The 24,764-nt window shown below is 46.2% G+C and carries 23 protein-coding genes and 1 tRNA gene; 12 read left to right on the plus strand and 12 right to left on the minus strand.

Annotated features, from left to right (window positions below):
- Positions 1-120: 120 nt before the first annotated feature.
- Positions 121-1,278 carry a GGDEF domain-containing protein gene (locus WH96_RS21045; protein WP_053005617.1) on the minus strand — a complete coding sequence of 386 codons (1,158 nt, stop codon included), beginning with the start codon at positions 1,276-1,278 and terminating at the stop codon, positions 121-123.
- Between the two features lie 331 nt (positions 1,279-1,609).
- Here WH96_RS21045 and WH96_RS03275 point away from each other — a divergent pair, with 331 nt between their 5' ends.
- A complete protein-coding gene (locus WH96_RS03275) occupies positions 1,610-2,512 on the plus strand; it encodes an ion transporter (RefSeq protein ID WP_218044991.1) in 903 nt (300 codons plus the stop codon).
- 42 nt (positions 2,513-2,554) lie between these two features.
- On the opposite strand, the gene WH96_RS03280 is transcribed toward WH96_RS03275, so the two are convergent.
- Positions 2,555-3,400: a mechanosensitive ion channel family protein gene (locus tag WH96_RS03280; RefSeq protein WP_047762641.1), complete on the minus strand. Its 846-nt coding sequence runs from the start codon at positions 3,398-3,400 to the stop codon at positions 2,555-2,557.
- 248 nt (positions 3,401-3,648) lie between these two features.
- Here WH96_RS03280 and WH96_RS03285 point away from each other — a divergent pair, with 248 nt between their 5' ends.
- Positions 3,649-4,137, plus strand: a complete 489-nt coding sequence (locus WH96_RS03285) for a PAS domain-containing protein (protein WP_047762642.1) — start codon at positions 3,649-3,651, stop codon at positions 4,135-4,137.
- Positions 4,138-4,338: 201 nt separating this feature from the next.
- On the plus strand, positions 4,339-4,827 hold the full coding sequence (locus WH96_RS21050) for a PAS domain-containing protein (RefSeq protein ID WP_053005619.1): 489 nt from the start codon (positions 4,339-4,341) through the stop codon (positions 4,825-4,827).
- Positions 4,828-4,846: 19 nt separating this feature from the next.
- Here WH96_RS21050 and WH96_RS03295 read toward each other — a convergent pair whose 3' ends face one another.
- Positions 4,847-5,158: a hypothetical protein gene (locus WH96_RS03295; RefSeq protein WP_156176678.1), complete on the minus strand. Its 312-nt coding sequence runs from the start codon at positions 5,156-5,158 to the stop codon at positions 4,847-4,849.
- Between the two features lie 291 nt (positions 5,159-5,449).
- Between WH96_RS03295 and WH96_RS03300 the strand changes: the two genes are divergently transcribed.
- The 3 genes from WH96_RS03300 to WH96_RS03310 all read left to right on the plus strand — a co-directional run bounded on the left by WH96_RS03300 (position 5,450) and on the right by WH96_RS03310 (position 9,710).
- Positions 5,450-6,313: a radical SAM protein gene (locus WH96_RS03300; RefSeq protein ID WP_047762644.1), complete on the plus strand. Its 864-nt coding sequence runs from the start codon at positions 5,450-5,452 to the stop codon at positions 6,311-6,313.
- 132 nt (positions 6,314-6,445) lie between these two features.
- On the plus strand, positions 6,446-7,051 hold the full coding sequence (gene yczE / locus WH96_RS03305) for a membrane protein YczE (protein ID WP_245629409.1): 606 nt from the start codon (positions 6,446-6,448) through the stop codon (positions 7,049-7,051).
- Positions 7,052-7,796: 745 nt separating this feature from the next.
- A complete protein-coding gene (locus WH96_RS03310; RefSeq protein WP_204248099.1) occupies positions 7,797-9,710 on the plus strand; it encodes a patatin-like phospholipase family protein in 1,914 nt (637 codons plus the stop codon).
- 16 nt (positions 9,711-9,726) lie between these two features.
- Here WH96_RS03310 and WH96_RS03315 read toward each other — a convergent pair.
- From WH96_RS03315 to pip, 3 genes are all read right to left on the minus strand, one after another.
- A tRNA-Arg gene (locus WH96_RS03315) sits at positions 9,727-9,803 on the minus strand.
- A 367-nt stretch (positions 9,804-10,170) separates the two neighbouring features.
- The gene (locus WH96_RS22635; protein WP_047762647.1) at positions 10,171-12,357 is read right to left on the minus strand and encodes a CAP domain-containing protein; all 2,187 of its coding nucleotides are present in this window, start codon (positions 12,355-12,357) and stop codon (positions 10,171-10,173) included.
- Positions 12,358-12,777: 420 nt separating this feature from the next.
- Positions 12,778-13,734: a prolyl aminopeptidase gene (pip, locus tag WH96_RS03325; protein ID WP_204248100.1), complete on the minus strand. Its 957-nt coding sequence runs from the start codon at positions 13,732-13,734 to the stop codon at positions 12,778-12,780.
- 1 nt (position 13,735) lies between these two features.
- Between pip and WH96_RS21055 the strand changes: the two genes are divergently transcribed.
- The 4 genes from WH96_RS21055 to WH96_RS21060 all read left to right on the plus strand — a co-directional run bounded on the left by WH96_RS21055 (position 13,736) and on the right by WH96_RS21060 (position 18,512).
- Positions 13,736-14,620 (plus strand): thermonuclease family protein, encoded by an 885-nt coding sequence (locus WH96_RS21055; protein ID WP_053005621.1) that lies wholly within the window; start codon positions 13,736-13,738, stop codon positions 14,618-14,620.
- 25 nt (positions 14,621-14,645) lie between these two features.
- Complete coding sequence (locus WH96_RS03335) at positions 14,646-15,065, plus strand: rhodanese-like domain-containing protein (protein WP_047762649.1); 420 nt, start codon at positions 14,646-14,648, stop codon at positions 15,063-15,065.
- A gap of 61 nt (positions 15,066-15,126) precedes the next feature.
- The gene (locus WH96_RS03340; protein WP_053005623.1) at positions 15,127-16,611 is read left to right on the plus strand and encodes a M48 family metalloprotease; all 1,485 of its coding nucleotides are present in this window, start codon (positions 15,127-15,129) and stop codon (positions 16,609-16,611) included.
- 14 nt (positions 16,612-16,625) lie between these two features.
- On the plus strand, positions 16,626-18,512 hold the full coding sequence (locus tag WH96_RS21060; protein WP_053005625.1) for an adenylate/guanylate cyclase domain-containing protein: 1,887 nt from the start codon (positions 16,626-16,628) through the stop codon (positions 18,510-18,512).
- On the opposite strand, the gene WH96_RS03350 is transcribed toward WH96_RS21060, so the two are convergent.
- The 5 genes from WH96_RS03350 to WH96_RS03370 form a co-directional block, all read right to left on the minus strand.
- Positions 18,509-19,195, minus strand: coding sequence for a helix-turn-helix transcriptional regulator (locus tag WH96_RS03350; RefSeq protein WP_047762650.1), 687 nt, complete (start codon positions 19,193-19,195; stop codon positions 18,509-18,511). The two genes, WH96_RS21060 and WH96_RS03350, sit on opposite strands and share 4 nt — an antisense overlap.
- Entirely contained in the window at positions 19,195-19,995 is an 801-nt protein-coding gene (locus WH96_RS03355) for a hypothetical protein (protein ID WP_047762651.1), read from the minus strand. Before WH96_RS03355 ends, WH96_RS03350 begins: the two co-directional genes overlap by 1 nt.
- 166 nt (positions 19,996-20,161) lie before the next feature.
- Entirely contained in the window at positions 20,162-20,659 is a 498-nt protein-coding gene (locus WH96_RS03360) for a CarD family transcriptional regulator (RefSeq protein WP_047762652.1), read from the minus strand.
- Between the two features lie 468 nt (positions 20,660-21,127).
- On the minus strand, positions 21,128-21,466 hold the full coding sequence (gene fdxA / locus WH96_RS03365) for a ferredoxin FdxA (RefSeq protein WP_047762653.1): 339 nt from the start codon (positions 21,464-21,466) through the stop codon (positions 21,128-21,130).
- 75 nt (positions 21,467-21,541) lie between these two features.
- A complete protein-coding gene (locus WH96_RS03370) occupies positions 21,542-22,006 on the minus strand; it encodes a tellurite resistance TerB family protein (protein WP_053005627.1) in 465 nt (154 codons plus the stop codon).
- Between the two features lie 179 nt (positions 22,007-22,185).
- Between WH96_RS03370 and WH96_RS03375 the strand changes: the two genes are divergently transcribed.
- A complete protein-coding gene (locus WH96_RS03375) occupies positions 22,186-22,857 on the plus strand; it encodes a DUF938 domain-containing protein (RefSeq protein WP_047762654.1) in 672 nt (223 codons plus the stop codon).
- Between the two features lie 2 nt (positions 22,858-22,859).
- Here WH96_RS03375 and WH96_RS03380 read toward each other — a convergent pair whose 3' ends face one another.
- Positions 22,860-23,777 (minus strand): LysR substrate-binding domain-containing protein, encoded by a 918-nt coding sequence (locus tag WH96_RS03380; RefSeq protein ID WP_047762655.1) that lies wholly within the window; start codon positions 23,775-23,777, stop codon positions 22,860-22,862.
- Between the two features lie 141 nt (positions 23,778-23,918).
- Between WH96_RS03380 and WH96_RS03385 the strand changes: the two genes are divergently transcribed.
- Positions 23,919-24,761: an EamA family transporter gene (locus tag WH96_RS03385; protein WP_047762656.1), complete on the plus strand. Its 843-nt coding sequence runs from the start codon at positions 23,919-23,921 to the stop codon at positions 24,759-24,761.
- Positions 24,762-24,764: the final 3 nt, after the last annotated feature.

Here is a 24,764-nt window from a genome sequence, read left to right on the forward strand (position 1 = left end):
GCAAAAAAACTTAAACAAACAGGCTCCACTCAAAAAGCGGAGCCTGTTTGTTTACTTGATCTACGTTGAATTGAATTAATAAAAAGCACTTAAGACCTGGCACTGATCTTTACAGATATTTTAAAGATCAGAGAAAAACCCAAAGTTATTCTTACCCTTTTTCTTAATTGCATACATGGATTGATCAGCACAGTTCAAGAGCTGTTCTGGCGTTGTTCCGTCATCAAGTGAGAAGGCAATCCCGATAGAAGCACCAACTCTGGCTTCTGTATCATCAAGAACAAAAGGAACATTCAGCTGCTCTATCAAGGTTTCGGCAAGCTCTTTAACCCCATCCCGACTGGTCACTTCCTTTAACAGAATAATAAATTCATCTCCGCCTATACGCGCAGCCATATCTTCAGGAGCTAAAATAGCGCGAATGCGATCAGCGACCCCGACCAGAATGGCATCCCCTGCTTCATGGCCCAGAGTGTCGTTAATCGCTTTAAAACCATCAAGATCTATAAAGAAGACCGCCGTTTTCTCGCCAGCAGTTCTGTCTTCTGCAAGAATATCCTTGAGGTATTTCAAACAAAGGCGGCGGCTTGGCAACAACGTCAGCGCGTCGTGGTTGGCCAGAAACTTCATCTTCTGTTCTGCGGCTTGTAAATCCTCGGCAAGCCAAACCATTTCCTGGGCCTGCGTTGCCATCCGTTCTTCACTATCGATCAACTCGGAAACCTGGACGTGAAGGCGTTCTTCGGACAAACGTAAAGCGTTTTCAGCTTCTATTCTCTTTTGAATATTCAGTTGCTGCTCTTCGGCAATAACCGCCAGTTCTTCAGCCTGCGCTTCCAGGCGCTCCCCAATATCACGGAAGTTATGGCGTTCGATATCAAAACGCTCTTCCGCCAAAATTAGAGCATCCCTAACCTTTTGCTTTATTTCATTCTTTTGTTGTTTTTCAATTTCCAGAACTGAAACCAAAGCTTTTGAAAGTAAATCATCGATCTCTTTAGCGGAAGGTTCGGCATCCCACCAGACAACATCAGAAATCCTGGTTTCGTTTTTCTTGGTGTTTTCACTGGAATTTGAGCTGGAATTTGAGCTGGAATTTGAGCTGGAATTTTGACCTACATTAGCACGAGCGTTTTTATCGGAATAAACCTTGGCAACAAAGCGTGGCGCAAGCGTACGCATAACATAGCTTTGATCACCAGTCCCCCGACCAAGAACAAATTCTTCAACCTCAAACTCTACCCCGAGCTCCTCTTCGGGGTTACCGAACGCTAACATTACCGAAACTACCCCCACTGCCCTTTTGCACCAATGGATCTGACAGATCTTATAATCTATGGTGGAGTGCTATTTCTTATGAAACAATGATTTCAATCATATGTAATTATAGTGTTATTTTTCTTATTGCACCTTCTCCTAACACATTTTGGTCAAAAAAACATGCCCCTGTTTGAAAATATGGGAACTGAATACCCGATTACCTTTTCCCTCGCTAAAGAATTCTTTTCAGTATGTCCCTCTTGACCAATAGGTTTCCTGCGTTAATTAATGAGCCTCAGAAATGAAAACAATGAAAATTGCGTAATAACAAGGTAAGCACGATATCAGTATGACGATGGAAAAAGCGACTCAAGACCAGGCAACAATTAGCTCCTCAAAAGAGTTGACTAGTAATAGTCTTCCCAATAAAGCGTTGCGTGTGGTTTTAGAAGGCAACACCTTTACTTGGGTAATCACCATTCTCATTTTGATCAATGCCGTCACATTAGGACTAGAAACCAACTCCAGCCTAACACCTTTCCAGACAGAACTTCTCCATTGGGTCGATAAGATTATCTTGGTTATTTTTTCTCTGGAGCTCGCTTTAAAATTTTACACCTATCGATTAGGCTTCTTTAAGTCTGGTTGGAATATTTTTGATCTGCTCATTGTCACAATCGCTTGGGTTCCAGCCAGTGGTGCTTTGGCAGTCTTGCGTGCCTTGCGTATTCTGCGTGTTTTGAGGTTGATTTCCGTAATTCCGCAGATGCGTCGGGTCATCGGGGCAATCGTTGCTTCTATTCCCGGTATGCTTTCTGTCGTAGGCGTGCTTTCCATCGTCTTTTACGTGGCCGCAGTTCTGACCACCAAGCTTTTTGGCCAACACCCCGATCCCAACATGCAGGAATGGTTCGGGTCGGTTTCATCCTCGGCTTATACCCTCTTTCAGATTATGACGTTGGAAAGCTGGTCCATGGGGATTGTTCGTCCAACAATGGAAATTTTCCCCCATTCCTGGATTTTCTTTATTCCCTTTATCATCATAACCAGCTTTGCAGTCTTGAATCTCTTTATCGGTATTATTGTTGATGCCATGCAGACATCACACGAAAGCGACACCGACGAAAAGATAACAGAAATGGCAAACATCACACATGATGATCTCCAGACTCTTATCAACCGTTTTGATGTCCTGGAAAACAAGATCGACCAGCTATCTGATTCTGATACGCAGCCTTCAACCAAGAGCTAGATAACCCAGGAAAGGTGCCCCAGAAAGTCACTGGGATTTGGTTTAATACATCTCTTCAAAGTCAGCTGTGGTATCGCTCACGGCAATCGCAGTCCCGCCAGAAAGTAACTCTATCTTTTCAGTCTTAAGCGCGCTCAACAAGGCTGTGTTTACCCGGTACCGTTCTTGATAATAACACTGGCTGGGCACCCAATAGCGCAGGCCAATGACAACACCACCATAAGTGAAGTCATGCACACCGATCTGTGCCCGCGGCTCACTCGGAACCAGATCATCCTTCTCTAAAACATTTCGCAACACCTCAATCGCGCGATCTGCATCCACAGAACCGGCAAGAGGAATGCGTGTTTCTACAATCCGGTTGCGGTGAGAATTGGTAATGACTTCGCCGACAATCCGCTTGTTCGGGATCGTAATGAGCTCCTTGTCTTCCCCGATCAATTGAGTATAGGCCAGCTTGACTTCATGCACGACACCGCTGCCCCCTTTGACGATAATGGTATCGCCAATGGTAAAAGGCCGCGTGAGGATAATAGAAAGCCCTGCGCCATAGTTGGACAAAGGTCCCTGTATCGCCAAGGTAGCACCAAAAGCGCCAGCACCCGCCAACGCAATCAACGGTGCCGTACTGATCCCGAAATTGCCGAGGGTAATAATGATTACAAAAGCAACCAGGACAACTTTGACAATATTGCCGATAAAACCCGACAATGTCTGATCAAACTCTTTGCGCAAACAAAGTCCTGTAACCTTACCACCGATCCAGCCCGCAATTTTCAAGCCGATGATAAGAACAATAATGGCCCCTAGTATCTGGAAACCATAAGCCACCCCAAATTCAATTCCCTTATTGATTAGGGCTTCTGCTGTTTTGAGTTCTTCATCCATTGCCTAACAACCACCAATATTATCTGACCGTTACGTGTTTATGGTCTTAAATTTCTGGCCCCCATCAAAGCGTGAAGTGAAGAGTGCATCAACTGTTAATCAGCATTCCTCAAAAAAAATTGGTTTCTGAATATATATTTAACTTCTTTCCACCATGCTCTTGGTCGGGAATGACAACTTACCCCCATTACACTTTGGTTTGATATTTGTCCGCCATCCTTTGGCTTAATGTTTGAGAGTAGTTTTTAATGGCAAAGCCTATAAAGTTTTATACTCGGGGTTTTGACGAGAGTTTTTTAGATCGATGTGATGTGCGAATTGCTGCATTCTATCAAATGTGGAAATCAAAGTGCAAAGATGACACCATCCCCTCCCGAGCTGATTTTGACCCAATTGAGATGGTTGAGTTTTTGCCTGGCATAACTCTGGTTGATGTCGACAAAGATACTCAAAGCCTGATGTATAGACTGGTCGGCACAAACGAAGTCGCCGTTCGCGGCAAAGATCCCACTGGTGATAGTGTGCAGGAACATTTCCACGCAACAACCTGGGAAGATACTTGGGAAAATTATAGTCATGCCATCAATAATCTAGGCATAGTCTTCGATGATCTGGATATGCCAAATGCGAACGGTATTATAGTTGGCGATGAAACGATATTTGTTCCCTTAGCCCCAGATGGGAAGAACGTGAACATGGTTATGCTTTACAGCATCCAGAGAGAACCTTCCAAGTAAGGCATCCGCTTGCTATGCCCGGAATAAATCATGAATAACCCGAGACACCTATAAATCTAAAACCTGACCTTCGGCTTTCACAAAACGGTTTCGGTTTTATAGAATATATATTATCAACCTTTTTAAACCTATCTTTCCAGGGCATCTAAAATTTAATCCCCTCTCTCATCACTTTAAGTACATTTTTGAAAGCACTTTTGAATGACAAAACCTATGAAATTTAACGCCCGGGTTTTTGATGAGAGTTTTCTCGAACAATGTGATCAACGGATTGCCGCATTCTATGAAATGTGGAAATCTAAATGCAAAGACAACACCATTCCCGCCCGAAGTGATTTCGACCCAATCGAGATGGTTGAATTTTTACCCGGAATCACGCTGGTCGATGTGAATAGCAAAAACAAAGAACTCACTTATCGCCTCGTCGGGACAAAAGAAGTCGCTGTCCGGGGGAAAGACCCGACAGGTGAGGCTGTGAAGGATAATTTTCATGCAAATACATGGGAAGATACTTGGGGCAATTACGGCCATGTCATTGATACCAAGGGCATCGCCTATGACAATTCGGATATACCAAATTCAAACGATGTCATGGTCCGGGATGAAACAATTTTTGTTCCCCTGTCGCCAGATGGTGAGCAGGTAAATATGGTGATGCTCTATAGCATACAAGGGAAAGCTTCCACGTAAGTCCTGCAGATTGATATCGCTATAAAACAATACTTTTGGACTCTATCGCCTCGGAAAACTTGGATCGCAGGCAAATCAGGTTGGACCGGTAAAAATTTGGCCCCAGCCAAGCCGCAAATTGCCGACCTGTTTCATATGCAAGCTCAGCACTTTTACGACTGGGGTTTGGGCCTTTACAGCGTTTGGGATAATCAAACGGCAAGCCACGACGATAATCCTCGTAGCCTTGTTGAAAAGCATCAGAGCGGTATAGCTTATCGACCGATGTCGTAATAAACACTTTAGAATTGCTATCAGGTGAATTTCTGGACGATCTGGAAGTATCATTCATCGCTTAACTGTAACTCATTTAAATCAGCCAACCACAGCTGAATATCCAAGCACAGCTCAATATAATATCACAGCCACCTTATTTACAGGGGTAATACTGCATCCTTTCGATTTAGCATAAATTTGGAGCCATCACACAAAAGCTTTCTCCTATGCCCATCAAACATCAACAAACTTGACTAAACACCCCATACGTATGAGTTTGTCGGGTGAATTTACAGTACATCACCTGTCCAACTATGAAATCGACCTTTAACGCCCACACCTTGGAGGAAGAACCATCTATTACGATATGCCGCTCTATCGCCCTCCGAGTGAAGGGAACAACCTGATCATACAGGCAACGCTTGGGTGCTCTGCGAATTACTGTACCTTTTGTTCCATGTACAAGACCAAAACATACCGGGCAAGACCGCTGGACCAGGTCTTCGCAGATATTGATCAAGCGGCGCAAGAATGGCCCACGGCAAGCCGTGTCTTCCTTGCTGATGGTGATGCACTCACCCTGTCGATGGATAATCTGCGCGCGATCTTAAACAAGCTCCACGAAACATTCCCCGAACTGACAAGGGTATCGGCCTATGCCACGCCGAAAAACCTGATCGACAAATCTGTTGATGAGTTACGCGAGCTTAAAGCGATGAAACTCAGTCTCGTATATATGGGCATCGAATCAGGCTCGACACAGGTCCTCAAGCGTGTGATCAAAGGTGCCTCGCACAAGACCCATGGCATGGCATTGGATAATGCCACCGCGGCTGGCTTGAAAGTATCCGCCACGGTGATCCTCGGGCTTGCAGGACAGGCGGGCTGGAAAGATCATATTGCGAGTACGGCACAACTGATCAACGAGCATCCGCCGACCTATCTCTCAACCTTGCAACTCACCCTCGATGAAGGCGCCATCGATGAGTTCATGGCAGAGCAGGAAGCCGGGTTTGAATTTCAAGATGATGATGCCATCCTTCAGGAACAGGAACAGCTACTCAAGCTTCTGGACCCGCCAAAGCCAGTTATTTTCCGTTCTAACCATGCATCGAACTGTTTGCCACTGGCGGGCAATCTGCCCAAGGACCGGAACAAACTGTTGGATATTATTACTGCGGCTAAAGAGCAAACCCACTTGCGCCGTTCTCCCTTTATGCGCGGCCTATGATAAAGGGAACTGTGATGCAAAACCTCTATATGCGTAATTTGTGGTACTAAAACTCTTATGAAAATCTTTCCCCGCCTCTCGTTCCTTTCTGTCAAGGGTGTCCCCACCCTGTCATGGAGTTCGCCAAAGCCATTGAATTTGCGGCCTGACCTTATCACCGTAATCTTGTTGGTTGTCGGCCTGATAATATTTGGCCTTGGCGAAGCCCTTCTGATCGCGGCGGGAACAGGCGTAAGCCCCTGGACAGTCCTTGCACAGGGCGTCAGTCAACAGGCGGGCTGGAGCATCGGTCTATCAACCTTTATCGTCAGTATAACCGTGCTGATCCTCTGGTGGCCACTCAAACAGGTGCCGGGTATCGGTACCATCCTGAACGCCATTATTATCGCCCTCGTGCTGGAATTCGCCCTGCCCTACATTCCGACACCTGATGCCTATATATTCCAAATCTTGCTCACCCTTCTGGGCATTCTGGTAACAGGGTTGGGCAGCGGTATTTACCTGATCGCCAATTTAGGACCGGGGCCAAGAGACGGCCTGATGACCGGGTTACAGCAACAAACCAACCTTCCCATCGCATGGATCAGAAGCGGTATAGAGCTAACCGCCGTAATCGCCGGCTGGTCCCTCGGCGGTGTCGTCGGCCTCGGCACCGTGCTATTCGCCGTTTTGATCGGCCCTTCGGTGGCACTTAGTCTGTTTGTTCTGGATAAGGTGTTTGGTGGGGAAGAGAGGTAACATTAAGGCAAGCTATCATAGAAATTCACTAAATTAGAAACGTTAAACAGTTTCCAAAATAATAATGCAGATAAATTGACGCATTAAACATTATGGCTCAATCGAAGTAATTCAAATATTCTCACCTTCTCAGTTTATTTATAAAAATTTAGAGTTTTATCCTCAAATCAGTAGAAAAATACCTCTCCAAAAGCAACCCTCACCACTCGCATACAGAGAATAACAGTATAATAATTATTTTTTTACGGGTGATTAAGTTTTAAAAATATGTTTATACTGATCATAAAAAAACAAACAAATTGATCTAAAGGGGAGCAAAAAAAGCACGCTGAAACATCTGAGAAATGGTTTAGGTAAAGTTGTAATTCTTAATAATTTTTGCCCTGCACATTTGAAAGATGCGCAATTTCTTACAAAAAATCCATGAAGCCCCTCGCCAAAACTCAAACCTAACTATCTCCTCAGAATATTGGAAATTTTGGGATCAACTTCTTGAGAATTCTTGCCGCAGGTTAGGTGAAGATACCGAATAGCTGACAGACTGTACGCTAGGAATTTTTTTTACAATAGAGAGTCTACCGTTTTCTATCGGCTTTCAAAATTCACACCTAGTTAATTTGTATATTATTACGAACTAATAGGGCCAATAATGCCACATATTAAACATAAAAGACCTGTCCGTACTATCCTATATACAATCTCGACACTAATCCTTGGAGCGTGCACAGAGTCACGATTAGAAGATTTGACTGTAAAGGTTTGGGAAACATCTGATATTAAACCCACCCAATACCCTGAAGTGCATTATCCTGAAGTGCATTATAAAGATGGATTGCGATCCAAAATATCATCCAAAACAACGGTCGGCATTGCTTTTTCTGGAGGGGGAACGAGAGCAGCAACAGCAACTATTGGCCAACTAAGAGCTCTCCACAAACTAGGTTGGATAAAGCAGGTAGATTATATTGCAGCCGTTTCGGGGGGGTCTTGGACAGCAATTCCTTATACTTTCTTGCCTAAACATTCATTGATAGATGATGATGAAGAAGATAATAAGTTCTTAGGAGCCTATTTAAAACCCGATCAACTAAATGATGAATGGTTAAGCAAAGAAGCCGAACCCAATGGGATGATGGCTTCAACCATACCAAGTAATATGATAGCTCCTTATTATTTATTCGAAGCACTAAGTCTCCGTGGTGACGAGACTTACAGTAGCACAATTGGTCGAATATTTTTAAGTAAGTTTGATTTAGATGATCGTTCAAAATTTTTTACGTGGAATACGGACAGCCGAGATCAAATCATCGAACGAAATGAAGAAGAGAAATTATCAGAAAACGACTTCATAACTGTCGAGCGAGATAATCGCCCTTATCTAATCGTAGGGGGAACATTATTTTCCCGCGACGACCAATTAAAAGATGACATATATCACGTAGAGATGACCCCTCTATACAGTGGCATCCCCTCTCAAGCGAGAATTACAGTAGGATTAATAAAGTCATCCAACAAATTGAAAGGGGAAGATGCTGAATACAAAATTTATGGGGAACGAGGGTTAAGCCCTAAAGAACGCTTCATAATTGACAATAAAAAGAAGAGCATACCTGAAAAAAGACCTTATCAACCAGACCCTGAACCTGAACTTGAAATCGAACCACATCACCGATATATCGGCGGTGGTTATATTGATTCATTTGCATTTGATTCAAAAAGGCCTCGAAAATCAGATCCATCAGATCCATCAGATCCATATGTAAACGTTGATATATCAAAATCACGATACAAGTTCACCTTATCCGATATGGCTGGCATCAGCGGTGCTGCACCGCAAGAAACGTTGGCGGGATTGGGCTTACTTGATTTAGGCTTCCCAGAACTACGACACTGGCCAATCTCGTCAAGTTTGTCAGATTTGAAATATACGGACTCTGATGGGGATAAGGATCCTACAAAGGCATACGAATATACCTTTGGCGATGGAGGACATCTCGACAACTTAGGTATAATGCCACTGCTTGCCCGTAAAGTTGATAAAATAATGGTCTTTATCAACACTCCTCAACCTTTCAATCCTTATGAATGCCTCAACATAGAGGACAAAAGCGAATTTGATAATTTATGCCCAACAAATAACTTCCTAAAAGATAGATTAAATACACCCCGAACAAAGGAAATATATGGCGAAGTCCTCGTTGACGACTTAATCGCAATGTTCCGACCAATCGAAGCGAAACCTTTTAATGTTGTTTTTGAGAACGGTGAAGAAGAGCTTGAAAATATTTACAAAGCTTTCAATGCAGACCGGGCGAAAGGCGCTCCACTAACTTACTGCAAAGTATATAAAGTAAAGAGCAATGCTGTATATAACATCAAACATGACGAAGAATACAAGCCGACGATATGTTGGAATTATCTAGACAGAGCACAGTCTTGGATAGAAGAAGTTAGAAAATCTGGCTTCACGTCAACACAATATCGCGACCTTGTGAATGGCAAAAGAGATTTCAAAAATTTCCCACATTATGGAACTTTTTTAGAGCGGCGTCTTCAATTAATAGCTCTTAATCCAGCACAAACTAATGCACTTTCTGCTTTAACGACATGGTCTATCTTGAAATCAAGAGATGAGATCCAAGAAGCACTTAAGTTTTAAAGAAAAATAAGTTTAATGGTGATCCCGGCGCGATTCGAACGCGCGACCCTCAGATTAGGAATCTGATGCTCTATCCTGCTGAGCTACGGGACCACTGGGTGTTTTTATAGTTGAGAGTTTCTTTTCTGCCAAGGGGGCCATGCAGGCTTCTTTGTCATTTTCAGGTGCTATCTGATGACAGGCAACACACCTTTTGCGCAGCCATAAAAAGAACCCCGGCAGTTTTGGGCTACCGGGGTCGGGAGTTAAGGCACATTACTGACAGGGTGCCTTTGGGAGTTTCCCTATAGCGATCTCATATTGCTTTTCCTACTCACTTCACCATCCCCTGGCGGTGCTGATTTGCTTGTGTAGTGAAGTTACACTTCCCGCTTTGCGGTCCACCATAAAACAAGGCGTAGAAGGAAATTGAAATCGCTATGTTTTTTAGATCATTACACAATCAAGTTTGGGATCACGTTTAGACAGTTGTTGTTTCAGTGATGATGCTGTTGTTATCCAACAGATCCTGCAGGCTCTGACCACCAAAGTCAGCGGTTGCAACGCGGTCCCAACCGCTGTCTGCGCCACAGGATGGGCCATCACCATTGTTGACTAACAGGTTATTACCATCGACACGCAGGTAGTTTTCAAGAGGATCACCCTCAACACCTGCTTCGTAGCCAACATCGCCTAAGAGATCAGCAACATTGATCACATCGCCTTCGTCCGCATTGAAGTCAAAGATATAGTCAACACCGCGGTCAGAAGTCACCATAAAGGTATCTGCACCCGCGCCGCCCAGCAGATAGTCGGTGCCATCGCCGCCGATGAGAATGTCATCACCTTCACCACCAATCAGCAGATCAAGACCACGACCGCCATCCAGCGTATCATTGCCTTCATCGCCAAAGAGGAAGTCACGACCTCTGCCACCAGACAGATCGTCATCACCGCCACGTCCCCAGAGGATATCCTGACCACGCAGGCCAGTGATGGTGTCATTACCATCTTCACCCATCAGATAGTCATTACCGCGGGTACCTGTAACCGGGCTTGGTTCTGGTGTGGGTTCTGGTGTTGGCTCTGGTGTGGGTTCCGGCGTTGGCTCGGGAGTTGGTTCCGGTGTTGGCTCAGGAGTTGGTTCCGGTGTCGGCTCGGGAGTTGGTTCCGGTGTCGGCTCGGGAGTTGGTTCCGGCGTTGGCTCGGGAGTTGGTTCCGGTGTCGGCTCAGGCGTTGGCTCAGGAGTTGGTTCCGGTGTCGGCTCAGGAGTTGGTTCCGGCGTTGGCTCAGGAGTAGGTTCCGGCGTCGGCTCAGGAGTTGGTTCCGGTGTTGGCTCAGGAGTAGGTTCCGGTGTTGGCTCAGGAGTTGGTTCCGGTGTTGGCTCAGGAGTTGGTTCCGGTGTTGGCTCAGGAGTTGGTTCCGGTGTTGGCTCAGGAGTTGGTTCCGGCGTTGGCTCAGGAGTTGGTTCCGGCGTTGGCTCAGGAGTTGGTTCCGGCGTAGGAGTAGGCTGAGTATTGGAAAGCTGGACGGTCTGGTCGTTGAACTTCACAGCTTCAACATTGATCAGCTTGTCCGTGCCTTCCTTACCACGAAGATCGCGAATTTGGTGACCGTCTTCGGTTTCCGTGATTTCATAATCGCTGGCATTACCGTCGTATACCGCAGTGTCATTACCCTCACCGCCTTTGAGCGTATCGTCACCTGCCCCACCGTTCAGGGTATCTGCCCCCGCAGCGCCAGAAAGCACATTGTTGCCCTTGTTGCCCTGAAGAACATTATCCAGCTCGTTTCCTGTAGCATTGATGTTATCAAGACCCAGCAGATTAATTCCGATCAGATTTTCACCCGCAGTCGCGCTAACCGATGTTTGCACAACATCATCGCCGACCAGATCAACCTTGGCATTTTCCCCCGCCAGCGCAACAGCTACGGCAACAGACTTGGACAGGTCGCCACCAGAGAAACGAACGTTATAATCTCCATCGGCAAGTTGTTTCTGATAACCGCCGCTTTCATAAGTTTGAGTGTTTTGGGCCTCACCACCTGCGACAGGCGTTGTGCTAACCGTAATGTCGCCACGGCCTTCACCAACGGAATAGAAGCCGTCACCATCACTGTCTTTATAGGCAACGCCGGTCAGAAATTTATCGCCGCCCTGATCAGAAAAATTCTGGGTGGTCATCAAAGCGTTATAAGAAACACCATTACGCGCAGTGAAATCGCCTTCGCGCACACCCAGGCCAACTTCGGTGAAGTTGTCGCTCATCAAATTGGTACGGTGACCAGAGCTTTTAAACAGCCCTTCGTGTTCGCTCAGGGTTGTTGCTGGCTTGTCAAGCTCGCCTGTTGATCCTTGCCAGGCGATATTCTCACCCCAATTGCGGGTGCTATACCCTGCGGCGCGCATGCGTTGCCCCGGATCACTACCGCCGCTTCCGGTATGGCTGAAGGTGTTGGTATTGAGCATCCAGTCTGAATGCTCTCGCCCGGCATCAATCAGCTGCTCATTAAATGCCAGCGGCTGTTTGCTATCACCAGAAATCTGCCCCGGTGGTAGCCCCTGATTAAGGTCAATACCCAGCCTCGCCGCTTCGGCTTCGGGGTCGAGACGGGCACGATTTATAAGTTCAAGTTGATATTGTTCGAGATCACTCGGTTTCGCCATAAGTTTGTCCTTTCGGTTTTCAAGAGTGCAAACCATGGACTGAACCAGCAAAAAAATGTTGTGAGAAAAGCTAGATATATCTGTGACTTAAACAGGATCTTATTGCCTTTATCTCCTCACATTTCAGACTCTAAATTATTACCGATGTAACGAGAAACACCGTAAATCTGCGATTCACAGATGGCGATTTGAACAGAAAGAATAGAGCACGCTGTGTCTTAATCCAGACGTGCCTTTTCATCGCCACGATTGGCGCGAACGCATCCCATCCCGTCATGATTACATCGCCAAAACAGTCTGCACGCAAAAGCTTCACTAGCACGCGCACAGATCATGTAACCGTCAATTTATCGAGACAAGTACGCCGCCAGATACGAAATCACAGGGTGAAAATCCATCGAACCGAATCAAGCAAACTCATCAGCCAAGCGCGCGGAATTTATTCATGGCGTCAACCAATGCCTTGGTGATCCCCGGCTCAAAGGCAGAATGCCCGGCATCATCAATAAATTTAAATTCCGCTTCGGGCCAGGCTTTGTGCAGATCATAAGCCGTTGATGCAGGACAGACGATATCATAGCGGCCATGAACAATAACCGCTGGAATATTTCTGATGCGATCAATCCCGCCCAGCAAACCGCCTTCGGGTAAAAAGCATCCATTGACAAAATAGTGTGCGATCAGGCGACCAACCGGGAGCGCGCGCTGATCATCCAGAGAAGCTTTGACAATTTCCGGGTTGGGCAAAAGTGTCACGCAACTGGCTTCGTAACTGCTCCACGACTTGGCAGCGGGCAAATGGATCGACGGATCGGGATCTGTCAGACGTTTATAATAAGACCCAAGAATATTTTCACGCTCTTCTTCGCTTAACAGAGAGACAAAGTCTTCATATGCTTCCGGAAAAATCGACCCGACACCCTGTTCGCTCAAATACCAATCCAACTCTTTGGGGCGAGACAGGAAAATACCACGCACAACCAATGCATCTGTGCGCTCGGGATGCGCCTGTGCATAGGCCAATGACAATGTTGATCCCCATGATCCGCCAAAAACAATCCAGCTTTCAATGGCCAGTTTCTCGCGCAGAAGTTCCATATCGGCAATCAGATGAGGCGTATCGTTATTTTCGAGTGATCCCAGCGGCAAGGATTTTCCACAGCCACGCTGATCAAACAAAACAATGCGATAGTGCGCAGGATCAAAAAATCGACGATGCGCTGCCCCGGTGCCAGCGCCCGGACCACCATGGACAAACAGCACCGGTTTGCCTTGAGGGTTGCCAGAGACCTCCCAATAGATCTCGTGCCCATCCCCCACAGAGAGAAAGCCCATGTCATAAGGTTCGATTTCAGGATACAGATCTTTTGGGTTCATAATGCAGCTCGAAATACCATTAAAGGTTGAAATATTATTGCTACCCTACTATGACGAGACTATGCCCACATTAAAAGCCTCCATCCCCAGATTATTTTTACTTTCCTTGCCTTTATACGGCTGGCTTTCATTCGGTGAACCCGTTTCAGCACAAGAAACACCCCCCTCTTTCGAGCCAGCCTTTGACAAACGAGTTAAGGTCACGGCAATTACAACAGCCCACCACCTAAGACTTGCTGATGATACGACCATCAAACTGGCTGGCCTGCTTTTACCGACACAGCAGGACTGTGAACGATTAGCGGTTGTGTGCCCCGTTGTTGAACAGCTCACAAGTTATCTAGCGACAACACTCGATCAACAACAGATCTACATCGCCAGCAACACCCTGAATCTCGACAGAAATGATCGGTTGTTGGCACAGGTAAAAAACAAAGAAAGCAATTGGATACAAAAAGGAATTCTGCAACAGGGCTATGGCAGGGTGATCACGACAACAGCACACCCCACAGATCTGAAAGAAATGCTCCGCATCGAAGATCAGGCCCGGGTAGCTCAAAAGGGAATATGGCACCTGAAGGCTTTTCAGGTTTTAAAAACGGACAATCTCAACACCAAAACCGATCGTTTTCAGATTATTGAAGGCACGATCCAGAAAACAGCCGAAGTGCGCGGTACAGTCTATTTAAACTTTGGGCAGGACTGGCGGAAGGACTTCACGATAAAGCTGGAGAAAAACCATCGCACATCCTTTGTCAACAAAGGCAAAAACCTGCTGGAGATGGTTGGCAAAAGGGTACGAATACGGGGCTGGCTGTTCTGGGAAAACGGACCTATGATATCTCTCTATACGCCGGAACAGTTAGAATTCCTATCGACAGAGTAATGTAACTATTCAGGACCTGACACAGATGCCCGACAATAATACAGCGAAAACAGCCCCCACAGAAATAAGCTTGCAGAAGCTATTGGATAGAGCAAAAGCAGAAATAACAGAACTCGACCCTGTTGAAATAAAAGCACTCCTGCCACAAAACGATGTTATTCTGCTTGATATCAGAGATATCCGGGAACTACAGCGCGAGGGCATGATCCCGGGCAGCTACCACTGTCCCCGTGGCATGCTTGAATTCTGGATTGCCCCTGATAGCCCCTATTACAAACCTGCCCTTTCGCCTGATCATCAGTTTATTTTACACTGTGCATCAGGATGGCGATCTGCCCTTGCAGCAAAAACCCTTCAAGACATGGGGATACCAAAGGTCAGCCATATGAAAGGCGGCTTTAGCGCATGGAAAGAATGTGGATTAGAAGTCGAAGAAAAGACATAATTCCTTTATAAATTCCTCATAAAGGAATTAACGGTATAATTTCAAGAAACAGCGTGAACTCATGACGATGACAACTCTTTCCCGTTTCAAGACACCCCTTCTGGCTCTCGCCCTTATTTCCAGCGGTCCTCTGCTCTCTGGCTGTTCAACATCCGAGGCAACCGGGCGGACCTTCTTTAATGGTGGCTTGACGCCAGCGCAGGAGCAGAAGGTTGGTGCAACTGAGCATGTGAAAATAATCAAAGAGTTTGGCGGCACCTATGACGAAGATCCAGCGCTAACAAACTACATCAACAGTCTAGGAAACTTCCTTGCCAAGACATCCGAGACACCCGATCAAAAATTCACCTTTACCCTTTTGGACAGCCCAGTTGTCAACGCCTTTGCCCTACCCGGCGGATACGTTTACACCACACGCGGGCTTCTTGCATTGGCTAACGATGAAGCAGAAGTTGCCGGTGTGATCGCGCATGAAATCGGCCACGTCACAGCAAAACATTCCGCAGAGCGATACGGCTCAACCTTAACCGCAAACATTTTGGCTGCAGGTGTTGGTATTCTAACAGGCAGCGGACAGGCGGCACAGGCAGTAGGAACAGCCGGTGCTGTTGCCGTCAAAAGCTTCTCTCGCGATCAGGAATTCGAAGCAGACCTTTTGGGCGTCCGGTACCTCTCTCGCGGTGGTTTTGACCCCAATGGTATGGGAGAATTTCTAAGTCAATTACAGGCCAGTAGCCGCCTGGATGCTGAAATTGCAGGTGATCCTGATCGCGCCGACCAGTTCAATATCATGCAAACTCACCCCAGAACAGCAGACCGTATTCAGCGTGCAATCCAACAGGCAGGAACAAAGACAGTCAACAACCCGATTATCGGGCGGGATGTCTATCTCAAAAAAATTGATGGCATGCTCTATGGCGATGATCCATCGCAAGGGTATATTCGCGGACAAAAGTTCTCTCATCCGGAGCTCAAACTTACCTTTACGGCCCCCAAAGGTTTTCGCCTGATCAACAGTAAAACAAAAGTTGCTGCTGTCGGCCCCGAAGATTCACTCATCATCTTTGACGGTGCAAAAGGAGAAGTCACCGGAAGCCTAAAAAGGTACATGACCAATGTCTGGGCTAAAAAAATTAGTCTTAAAGGTGTTGAAAAAATCACCATCAATGGCATGGAAGCCGTAACAGGCAGCACGCAGATCAACACAAAAAGCGGCAAGAAAGACTTCAGACTAATTGCCATTCGGTTTGCCGGAAACAAGGTGTACCGCTTTACCTTTATTACCGATCCAAGCCAAACAAACCGCTTTTCGGAAGACTTCAGACGAACAACATATTCTTTCAAAAAACTATCAAATACCGAAGTTGCTAAACTAAAGCCCTATCGAATCAAAATTCATACCATCCGTTCCGGCGACACACTGACAAGTCTCGCCAAAAGAATGCCCTTCGCAGACTTTAAGCTAGAACGGCTCCTTGTTCTCAATGGCTTGACCAAAAACAGTCAACTCGTCCGCGGACAGAAAATCAAACTCGTTACCGAATAATCAGGACTTTGAATTTGGTAGATATTATAAACAAGCCTGTTCCAAACGAGTTCTCTCCTCGGATGGACTGTACTGTCAAAAAGCATTGGCGTCCTTCAATTGCCATGGCTCTCTCTTTTGGCTTTGGCAGCATGACAATGATCGCGCTGGCTATAGTTATATGGCTTTCCTTCGATACTGCCCGGGATAATACCTTTGCTTTAACAAGGGAAGTCACAGAAGTAACTTTCGGCTCCATTCGTTCGCATCTGGACAAAAACCTAAACGCGGCCGCACGCCAAGTGACCTATATGGCAGATCTTATTGAACACGGTTTGTTGGATCCAGATGATGAAAAAGCCATAACTCAAACAATCAAAGGAGCTCTTGCCGCAACACCTCAGGTTCATGGCATGATCCTTTTAAAAACAAATGGTTCATCTGTGAGGGCGGGCTGGGCGGATGCCACATCCTTTATCAGTCACAACGAAAGGGGTGACAATGAATACCGCTTTGCAGCTTTGCTACAGAATATAGGTCAAACCCGACAAGTTTATTGGGGTGGCGTTGTCTGGGTAGAGGAGCTTGGAGAGCCTTATATTTCAGTATTCCATCCTATCTACCAAGGTGATAAATACCTCGGTGCGATCGGGGCCGTCATTTCTATCAGTTCGCTTTCCGATTACTTTAATAAGTTGGATGAAGAGACTGGCAACCACACTTACCTCTTGCTTGACCGCAACAAAGTCCTGGCCCATCCGTCCCTGATAGATATGAGCCGTTCCGGACTATCCGCAGAGAACCCCCTTCCAACTCTAAATCAGGTTGTTGATGGTAATCTCCGGCGAATATGGAATGAGCCCCTGTTTGATTTCACCGATATACTTGGCAATGGTGACATCAAGGGCCATGCGGTTGACTCTTTCTCTGGAGAACTTTCTTTTCTTCACACCAGTTTTTCTGACTATGGTTTTAAAGACTTAACCCTAGGTATCTATTTCATGGAAGGTGAGTTGGAGGGCTATTACGAGCGGCTTTATCTTACCGGTTTTGCTGCTCTGGTTATTGCTTTGATTACTGTCATCATCATATTTTTCTCTGGTAGATTTATTGCCATTCCTCTCCAACGTCTTGCCGAAACATCGCAACAAGTTAGTCAACTGGATCTTGTTCACACACAACGCCTACCCGGCAGTATATTCAGAGAGCTGGATACGGCAGCAACTGCTTATAATTCGATGCTTGGCGGACTGAAATGGTTTGAGAACTATGTTCCCAAGAAGCTCGTGCAACAGCTTATGGAAACCAATGGCGAGGGCATTATTTCCGAAGAGCGGGAAATAACTGTCATGTTTACCGACATTGTCAGCTTTACCCCGCTGAGCGAATCAATGCCCGCGACAGAGCTTGCTAACTTGCTCAATCATCACTTTGATTTGTTGGGTGCCATTATCGAACAAGAAGGCGGCACAATCGATAAATACATTGGCGATTCAGTCATGGCATTCTGGGGTGCTCCGACACAGATGGATGATCACGCCAAACATGCCTGTAATGCAGCTTTGCGCATTGAAAAAGCACTGCAAGAAGACAATAACCACAGAAAAGAAATGGGCCTGCCTGCTATAAACATTCGAATAGGCATTCATAGCGGCCTTGCCGTTGCCGGCAATATCGGGGCCAAAGGACGTGTTAACTACACTTTGATTGGTGATACGGTAAACACCGCACAACGCCTAGAAAGTCTTGCAAAAGATGTTCTGACAACCAGCTCAGAAACCGCAAAAACATTGATTTCATCCACGACGTGGAACGATATCAAAAACGATCCCAAGATGAAAACGACACCAAAAGGATTTTTTGCTCTACGAGGTAGAGAAACTGAAACAGAGGCCTATGAGTTAAAAAACCCAGAAGCCTAGGAACTGTTTTCATCCAGATGTCTTAGAAAATCGTCGTGCGTCTTCCCCTTTTCATGGGGGAAGCGTTCTTCCAGGACAATCATCTGCTCAATACGGTCAAGGCGAAAAACTCGAAACCCTTGACGGAGTTCACACCAAGCCCCCAACATCCATATAGCGCGATAGAGTTGTAATCCCAGTGGCCAGAGTGTGCGCTGGCTTTTATCACCCTTGCCGTCCTTGTAATTAATCAAGACCTTATTCTGATTACGAATACCATGTCGTAGATCACCAACATCGATAACGATAGGCTCTGGAAAAGCATCCCCATGGGCGGCCAAACTAGGCTTTGCTAACCTCGGACGTAAAAGATCTGGAAGGACACTATCAATTTTCTGGATAACATCTGTCGCGGCCAGTGCCAGTTTCGGGTCTGCCCAAGCCTGCACCATCGCCATACCAAAAGTAAGTGCTTCAAGCTCTTCCGCATCAAACATCAAAGGCGGCAGATCGTAGCCTTCATAAAGTAAATAGCCAACACCCGCCTCTCCCTCAACAGGGACACCTGAGCCGATTAAATCTTTGATATCACGATAAACTGTGCGTGTGGAAACTTCTAACTCTTCGGCTAGTTGATCGGCTGTAACCAGGCGGCCACGGCGTAAAATTTGAACTAAACGAAATAAACGGTCGGCCCGTCGCATTAGCTTTCCAGCACCTCGAGAACCTGGCCATCCAAACCAATACAAGCGGCAATTAACTTACCACCAAACCCACAGCCACCATCAAGCGTAACGGCGTATTCGTCATATTTAGGTCCGCCCTGTTCCGGGTCGTAACCTCGAAACAACCGCGTAAAGGGGCCAAAGTTACCCTTAACCTGTTGAAAACCTTTGTTTGCCCACCAGAAGCTATCTTTTTGGGTTTCCAAAGGTCGGCTGGGGTTAATCCCTGCATTAACAAAGAGCGTTGTCCCATTATCAGGATAAGCAGCACGCTTAAGCTGACCAAGAATCTGGTAATGCCCGGGCTTTTCCTGCATGGCCCGGCGTACCTTGTTCGTCCAACGCGTTAACTGCATGGCACCAGCTGTCGCTTCGCGGAAGCCTTCTTGCGGGTTAAAGCCATAGGCCTGAAGTGACGCACCAACACCCTGATCCAGCATCCACTGAAGAACGCCTCTTGGGTCTGTCGCAAACTGTAGCTGAAGCAACTTTTGCCACATCTCTTCCTGAGAGCCTCTTAGATAGACAATATCCCTGGGAAAATTTTGATATCTGGCAAGGAAAAAGCGGCGAAAAGAAATTAGTTCATCCAAGGTTTCGCTCACCTTGGTGCCATGCCCCATAAAGTTACCAAGATAGATAACACGATCACCGCGTTTTAATCGTGTTTCAAGGGCGGCATGGATGTTTCGCAACAGATCAAGCTCACCGTGAATGGCGCTTACAGCCCAAATACGGTGCGAGGCAGTCAGGATCGCAAATTTTTGCATATCCCCCATGGAAAGGACGGTACCCCTGTTACAGCTATAGCGAGAATGAGTGCTTATATAAGGAAAAGCGTTATATTCTCGCCTGATTGTCCGATAAACGGACGATTAAAAACGAAGAAGATATAAACGCGGCCCCGCGTTAACGGAACCGCGTTTCCACATGTTCTCCGTAAAACTAGGCTGCTGCAAGCATTTCTTCTAGTTTTACTGCTGCTGAATCTTCATCGATATCTTCAACAGCTGCAAATTCACGAGCCAAGCGTTCCAGAGCAGCCTGATACATCTGGCGCTCACTAAAGGATTGTTCCGGTTGTTCCGGACCACGGTGAAGGTCACGGACAACTTCCGCAATAGAAACCGGGTCGCCGGAATTAATCTTCGCTTCATATTCCTGAGCACGACGGCTCCACATTGTCCGCTTTGCGCGCGAACGTCCCTTAAGAGTTGTAAGGGCGTCTTCCATAAGTTTGCGGCTAGACAACTTACGTAAACCAGAACTCTCCGCACGCGCCAAAGGCACACGCAATGTCATTCTGTCTTGTTCAAAAGTCACAATAAGCAATTCAAGCGTAACGCCAGAAATCTCTTGGGTTTCGATACCCTGCACGCGTCCAACACCATGGGTTGGGTAGACCACGTAATCACCGGCACTATATTCAGCTTGTTTACCCATTAGATCTCATCTCTCCGTTTTGACAGCCTGAATTTATCCAGACCCTACATTCATATAGGCATGTTTTTTGTTTTCGCTATCCTTGACCTGCAAAAAATGCAGATGAAAACATACCAGAAACGCATGGACGCAATTTCCCCACACAATTTTCTATAAAAATTGGCAGGGGAAGAAGTTAGTTGTTAAGTGAAACTTACTAAAGATGCAGGAAAATCTTGTCCCAGCACCGCACCAGCAATCCATCCGTCACAGATATGTTATACAGGATTTACAGCAAAATTTCAATATTCGCATAGCACATGCCAGCTACGCGATTAGAGCATAGTTCGGTTAATTTAAAGAAACTCGAATTTTAGAGGGATTTTGCAGTCTTAAACGCTTAAAACTTGCGCCAAGTAAATCATGATTTCAAAGCAACGGATTAACAAATTCGTTGAGCACCCCTGTCACAGGTGCTCACGCATCTTATCAGCCAGTATCGCCAGGCTTTTCACTGAAATGATCTTGCAGCTTACTCGCCACACCATTCCACTCGTCTGCATCAGCAGGCTTTTCGCCCATACGCGTTATATTCGGCCAGATATCTGCCCACTTCTTGTTGAGGTCCATAACAGTCTCTGAAGCAGGATCGGTATCAGGCAAAATCGCTTCCGCAGGACATTCAGGCTCGCAAACACCGCAATCAATACATTCATCCGGATGAATGACGAGCATGTTTTCCCCTTCGTAGAAACAATCTACGGGGCAAACTTCGACGCAGTCCATATATTTGCATTTAATGCAATTTTCCAGGACGACATATGTCATCGTCTAATCTCCACTTGGCTCCTGACCAGTCACAGGACTTACCCTGTGTTCCCTTTTGGGTTTATGAAAAGGGCCTTACCCTTTCAGGCCCAAACGAGCAAGAGCTTTTTTACGTGCATCACCGTTATCGCGATCAGAAACGTAGAGCAACCCGGCAATTCGCCGCATCAAACTAGCTTCGTAATGATGCAGTTCGCCATCAGCATAGACAACCTCCCACATCATTTCCATAAACTCCCTACGTTCTTCAGCGCTATGACTGTCGTTGATAACCCGCGTAAAGGCAAAAAGCTGACTCGAGCTACCTGCTTTCTCCTCTGCGAGAGAGAGTAATTCCGCACCGTCTTCAGCACTCAAACCCAAACGACTTTGAATAAGTTCGATAATTTTCCCTCGCTCTTCCGGGCCAAAATCATCATCCATACCTGCGGCTTCCACCATTAAAGCAGCTGCAGCAACTTTTTTGTCACTGTGGCTAACCAAAGCGCCCTGTGGCTTTTGAGTAATTTCACCCAATAGTTCTTTTATACGACCAAACAATCAACTTTCCTCAACTATGACAAAGTTCAGTAACAAACCTCTATAAAAAAGCACGATCTTGAATATGTAGCGCCTTTAGAGTCCCGGTATCATTAAGTATCTTGAAGACAGGAACCTCGAAGTACATCTATAATCTAGTATCAGCCCAACACATAAACAACTTCTCAAGACCTCATAACATGACATCTCAGACAACAAAAACATCTTCACCTGCTCCCGACGCAAGACGTTATGCGCCAGCAACAGAACGTAACAGGCAAGTCATCTTTGAAATTTTAAAAGGCCATGCCCCCGAAGCGGGAACATTGTTAGAGATCGCGAGCGGGACAGGCGAGCACGCAGCATGGATAGGATCACGCTTGCCAACATTAACATGGCAAACCAGCGAATATGACACCGATCTTTTCCCAAGCATAACAGCACACATTATGGCATCTGGAGCGAAAAACATCACACCTCCGATTCATATTGATACTACGCAAAAAAATTGGGGCCTAGAAGAAGGAAAACTGATTCAACTTCAAAACAAAACCGATGCTATTATCTGCGCCAATATGATTCACATCGCCCCATGGGAAGTTGCTATCGGCCTCATCCAAGGTGCATCAAAATTCCTGACACCAAACGGTTTTTTGTTCATTTATGGCCCCTTCTTTCAAAGTGGTGTGAAAACTGCCCTCTCTAACATTGAGTTTGATAATTGGCTAAAAAAACGGGATTCATCCTGGGGCATTCGGCAGCTCGATGATGTAAAGAACCTTGCTCAGGATCATGGCTTACTTTTGCACAACATTCACACCATGCCTGCGAATAATCTTTTTTTGCAGTTCAAAAAAATTAGTAAGATTTAGAATTACGCATTCCCAAAATCATTCCAAAGAGGAGAAGACATTGCTTCACTTTTAATCCATGACAAGAATGCTTTGTTCTTTTTTCGCTGAGCATCCCGGGAGATAACAGTATAAACCTGACCATTGGGGACAAAACCAAACGGCGCAACCAACCGCCCAGCGCGAATATCCTCACTGACCAGTGCCCAAGGTGCTATCGCAGCCCCCAGTCCGCCCATCGCCGCTTCCAACATAAAATAAATATGTTCCAGCTCAGTCCCTTTATCAGTATCAGACACTCGAATATCAACCCTCTTTGACCAATCCTGCCAAGCGGACCTCCGGGTTAAGCTATGTAATAAAGGCACGCCTTCCTGCTCCAAAAGACTTTCCGTCTCGGAAATAGCAAATCGCGCTTCCAGTTCAGGTGTCATGACCGGTCCCACCAACTCAGCAAACAGGGGGGTCGCATCGACATTTGCTGGCCAGTTATTTTCACCAACAACAATTGCCAAATCACATGCAGCATTTGCCAGATTAGGGATCACCGTCGTCGTGCTCAATCGAACATCAATCTTGGGATAATGCGCAGAGAACCGATGTAAACGCGGCAAGAGCCATCGCATCATGAAGGTTCCAATGCAAGCGACATCCAATGCCCCCTCTTCACTATCAACCACACTGGAAATACTCGCTTCAAGCTGATCAAAAATAGCCGTTAGCTGTGGCTGTAACTTCAATCCCGCGTCTGTGAGTTGTAACTTGTTACGCGGGCCCTCAAACAAGCGAACACCCATGACATCTTCCAGATGACGGATCTGCTTGCTGATGGCGCCATAGGTGACATTCAGCTCTTGGGCCGCATCGACCATACGCCCCTTTCGGGCCGTTACTTCAAAGGCCCGAATTGCATTTAATGGCGGTAACGATGATCTATTCATACTAGTTTTTCTCACATAGATCAGAAAAATGATCGATTTATTCTTTGCAAATCAAGCGATTTAATCAACTCGTATTTTCAATAGTGAGAAAAAATCCTTTTCTGTGAATCCAGAAGCAACACGTAGAAGGCAACTTCCCAAATGGACACAACCGTCTTTCTTGCCATAATGGCTGGTGCACTTATGCATGCAGGATGGAACGCCGTTATCAAGATCGGTTTGGATCGCTTCTCTGCGATTCTATTACTTTCACTTTTTCAAGGTGCAATCTCTTTCGCTTTAATCCCCTTCTTCCCAACCATCGCCAGTGATGCCTGGCCATGGTTATTGGCCTCTATCCTGTTACATGTCGGATACAAGTTTTTCCTGATCAAAGCTTATGCCTTAGGGGATTTAAGTCAGATATACCCGCTCGCTCGTGGAACTGCTCCGTTAATCGTATCTGTTATTAGCGCCCTATACCTCGGCGAAGTCCTTTCACTTACCAATGCCGTTGGCATTGTCTCTATTGGTATGGGAATCATGGCCATGGCGCTAAGCAAAGGCCCCAACACACCACCTCTTTCCAGGAAAGCACTGATCTTTGCTTTTTGTACTGCCTCTTTTACCGCCGCCTATACGTTAGTGGATGGAATAGGAGCCCGCGTATCCTTTAACGCTTCTAGCTTCACCTTGTGGTTATTCGCCGGCGACAGTCTCATTATGCTGGTGTCTGCTCTATTTTTACGGGGGAGAGGGGCTGTAACAAAAACATTACCGGAATGGAAAAGTGGCTTAATCGCCGGGGCTCTTTCTCTCGGGTCTTACTGGATTGCCATCTGGGCAATGACCAAAGCACCAATTGCCTTGGTTTCCGGCCTCAGAGAAAGCAGTGTGCTGTTCGCCATGTTTATCGCCGTATTCCTGCTCAAAGAAAAAGCCGGTATAATCAGGTGGTTAGCTGCTTTTTCTATTGGCACAGGGATTCTTCTTACCCGGTTTTAAGGG

The organism is Kiloniella spongiae, from assembly GCF_001026905.1.
In the GTDB taxonomy this organism is placed as follows: domain Bacteria; phylum Pseudomonadota; class Alphaproteobacteria; order Kiloniellales; family Kiloniellaceae; genus Kiloniella; species Kiloniella spongiae.

Excerpts from the sequence above, each read along its gene's own strand:
- WH96_RS21045 (WP_053005617.1), bottom strand. The coding sequence starts at position 1,278 with ATGTTAGCGTTCGGTAACCCCGAAGAGGAGCTCGGGGTAGAGTTTGAG.
- WH96_RS03275 (WP_218044991.1), top strand. The coding sequence starts at position 1,610 with ATGACGATGGAAAAAGCGACTCAAGACCAGGCAACAATTAGCTCCTCA.
- WH96_RS03280 (WP_047762641.1), bottom strand. The coding sequence starts at position 3,400 with ATGGATGAAGAACTCAAAACAGCAGAAGCCCTAATCAATAAGGGAATT.
- WH96_RS03285 (WP_047762642.1), top strand. The coding sequence starts at position 3,649 with ATGGCAAAGCCTATAAAGTTTTATACTCGGGGTTTTGACGAGAGTTTT.
- WH96_RS21050 (WP_053005619.1), top strand. The coding sequence starts at position 4,339 with ATGACAAAACCTATGAAATTTAACGCCCGGGTTTTTGATGAGAGTTTT.
- WH96_RS03295 (WP_156176678.1), bottom strand. The coding sequence starts at position 5,158 with ATGAATGATACTTCCAGATCGTCCAGAAATTCACCTGATAGCAATTCT.
- WH96_RS03300 (WP_047762644.1), top strand. The coding sequence starts at position 5,450 with ATGCCGCTCTATCGCCCTCCGAGTGAAGGGAACAACCTGATCATACAG.
- WH96_RS22635 (WP_047762647.1), bottom strand. The coding sequence starts at position 12,357 with ATGGCGAAACCGAGTGATCTCGAACAATATCAACTTGAACTTATAAAT.
- pip (WP_204248100.1), bottom strand. The coding sequence starts at position 13,734 with ATGAACCCAAAAGATCTGTATCCTGAAATCGAACCTTATGACATGGGC.
- WH96_RS21055 (WP_053005621.1), top strand. The coding sequence starts at position 13,736 with ATGCAGCTCGAAATACCATTAAAGGTTGAAATATTATTGCTACCCTAC.
- WH96_RS03335 (WP_047762649.1), top strand. The coding sequence starts at position 14,646 with ATGCCCGACAATAATACAGCGAAAACAGCCCCCACAGAAATAAGCTTG.
- WH96_RS03340 (WP_053005623.1), top strand. The coding sequence starts at position 15,127 with ATGACGATGACAACTCTTTCCCGTTTCAAGACACCCCTTCTGGCTCTC.
- WH96_RS03350 (WP_047762650.1), bottom strand. The coding sequence starts at position 19,195 with ATGCGACGGGCCGACCGTTTATTTCGTTTAGTTCAAATTTTACGCCGT.
- WH96_RS03355 (WP_047762651.1), bottom strand. The coding sequence starts at position 19,995 with ATGGGGGATATGCAAAAATTTGCGATCCTGACTGCCTCGCACCGTATT.
- WH96_RS03360 (WP_047762652.1), bottom strand. The coding sequence starts at position 20,659 with ATGGGTAAACAAGCTGAATATAGTGCCGGTGATTACGTGGTCTACCCA.
- fdxA (WP_047762653.1), bottom strand. The coding sequence starts at position 21,466 with ATGACATATGTCGTCCTGGAAAATTGCATTAAATGCAAATATATGGAC.
- WH96_RS03375 (WP_047762654.1), top strand. The coding sequence starts at position 22,186 with ATGACATCTCAGACAACAAAAACATCTTCACCTGCTCCCGACGCAAGA.
- WH96_RS03380 (WP_047762655.1), bottom strand. The coding sequence starts at position 23,777 with ATGAATAGATCATCGTTACCGCCATTAAATGCAATTCGGGCCTTTGAA.
- WH96_RS03385 (WP_047762656.1), top strand. The coding sequence starts at position 23,919 with ATGGACACAACCGTCTTTCTTGCCATAATGGCTGGTGCACTTATGCAT.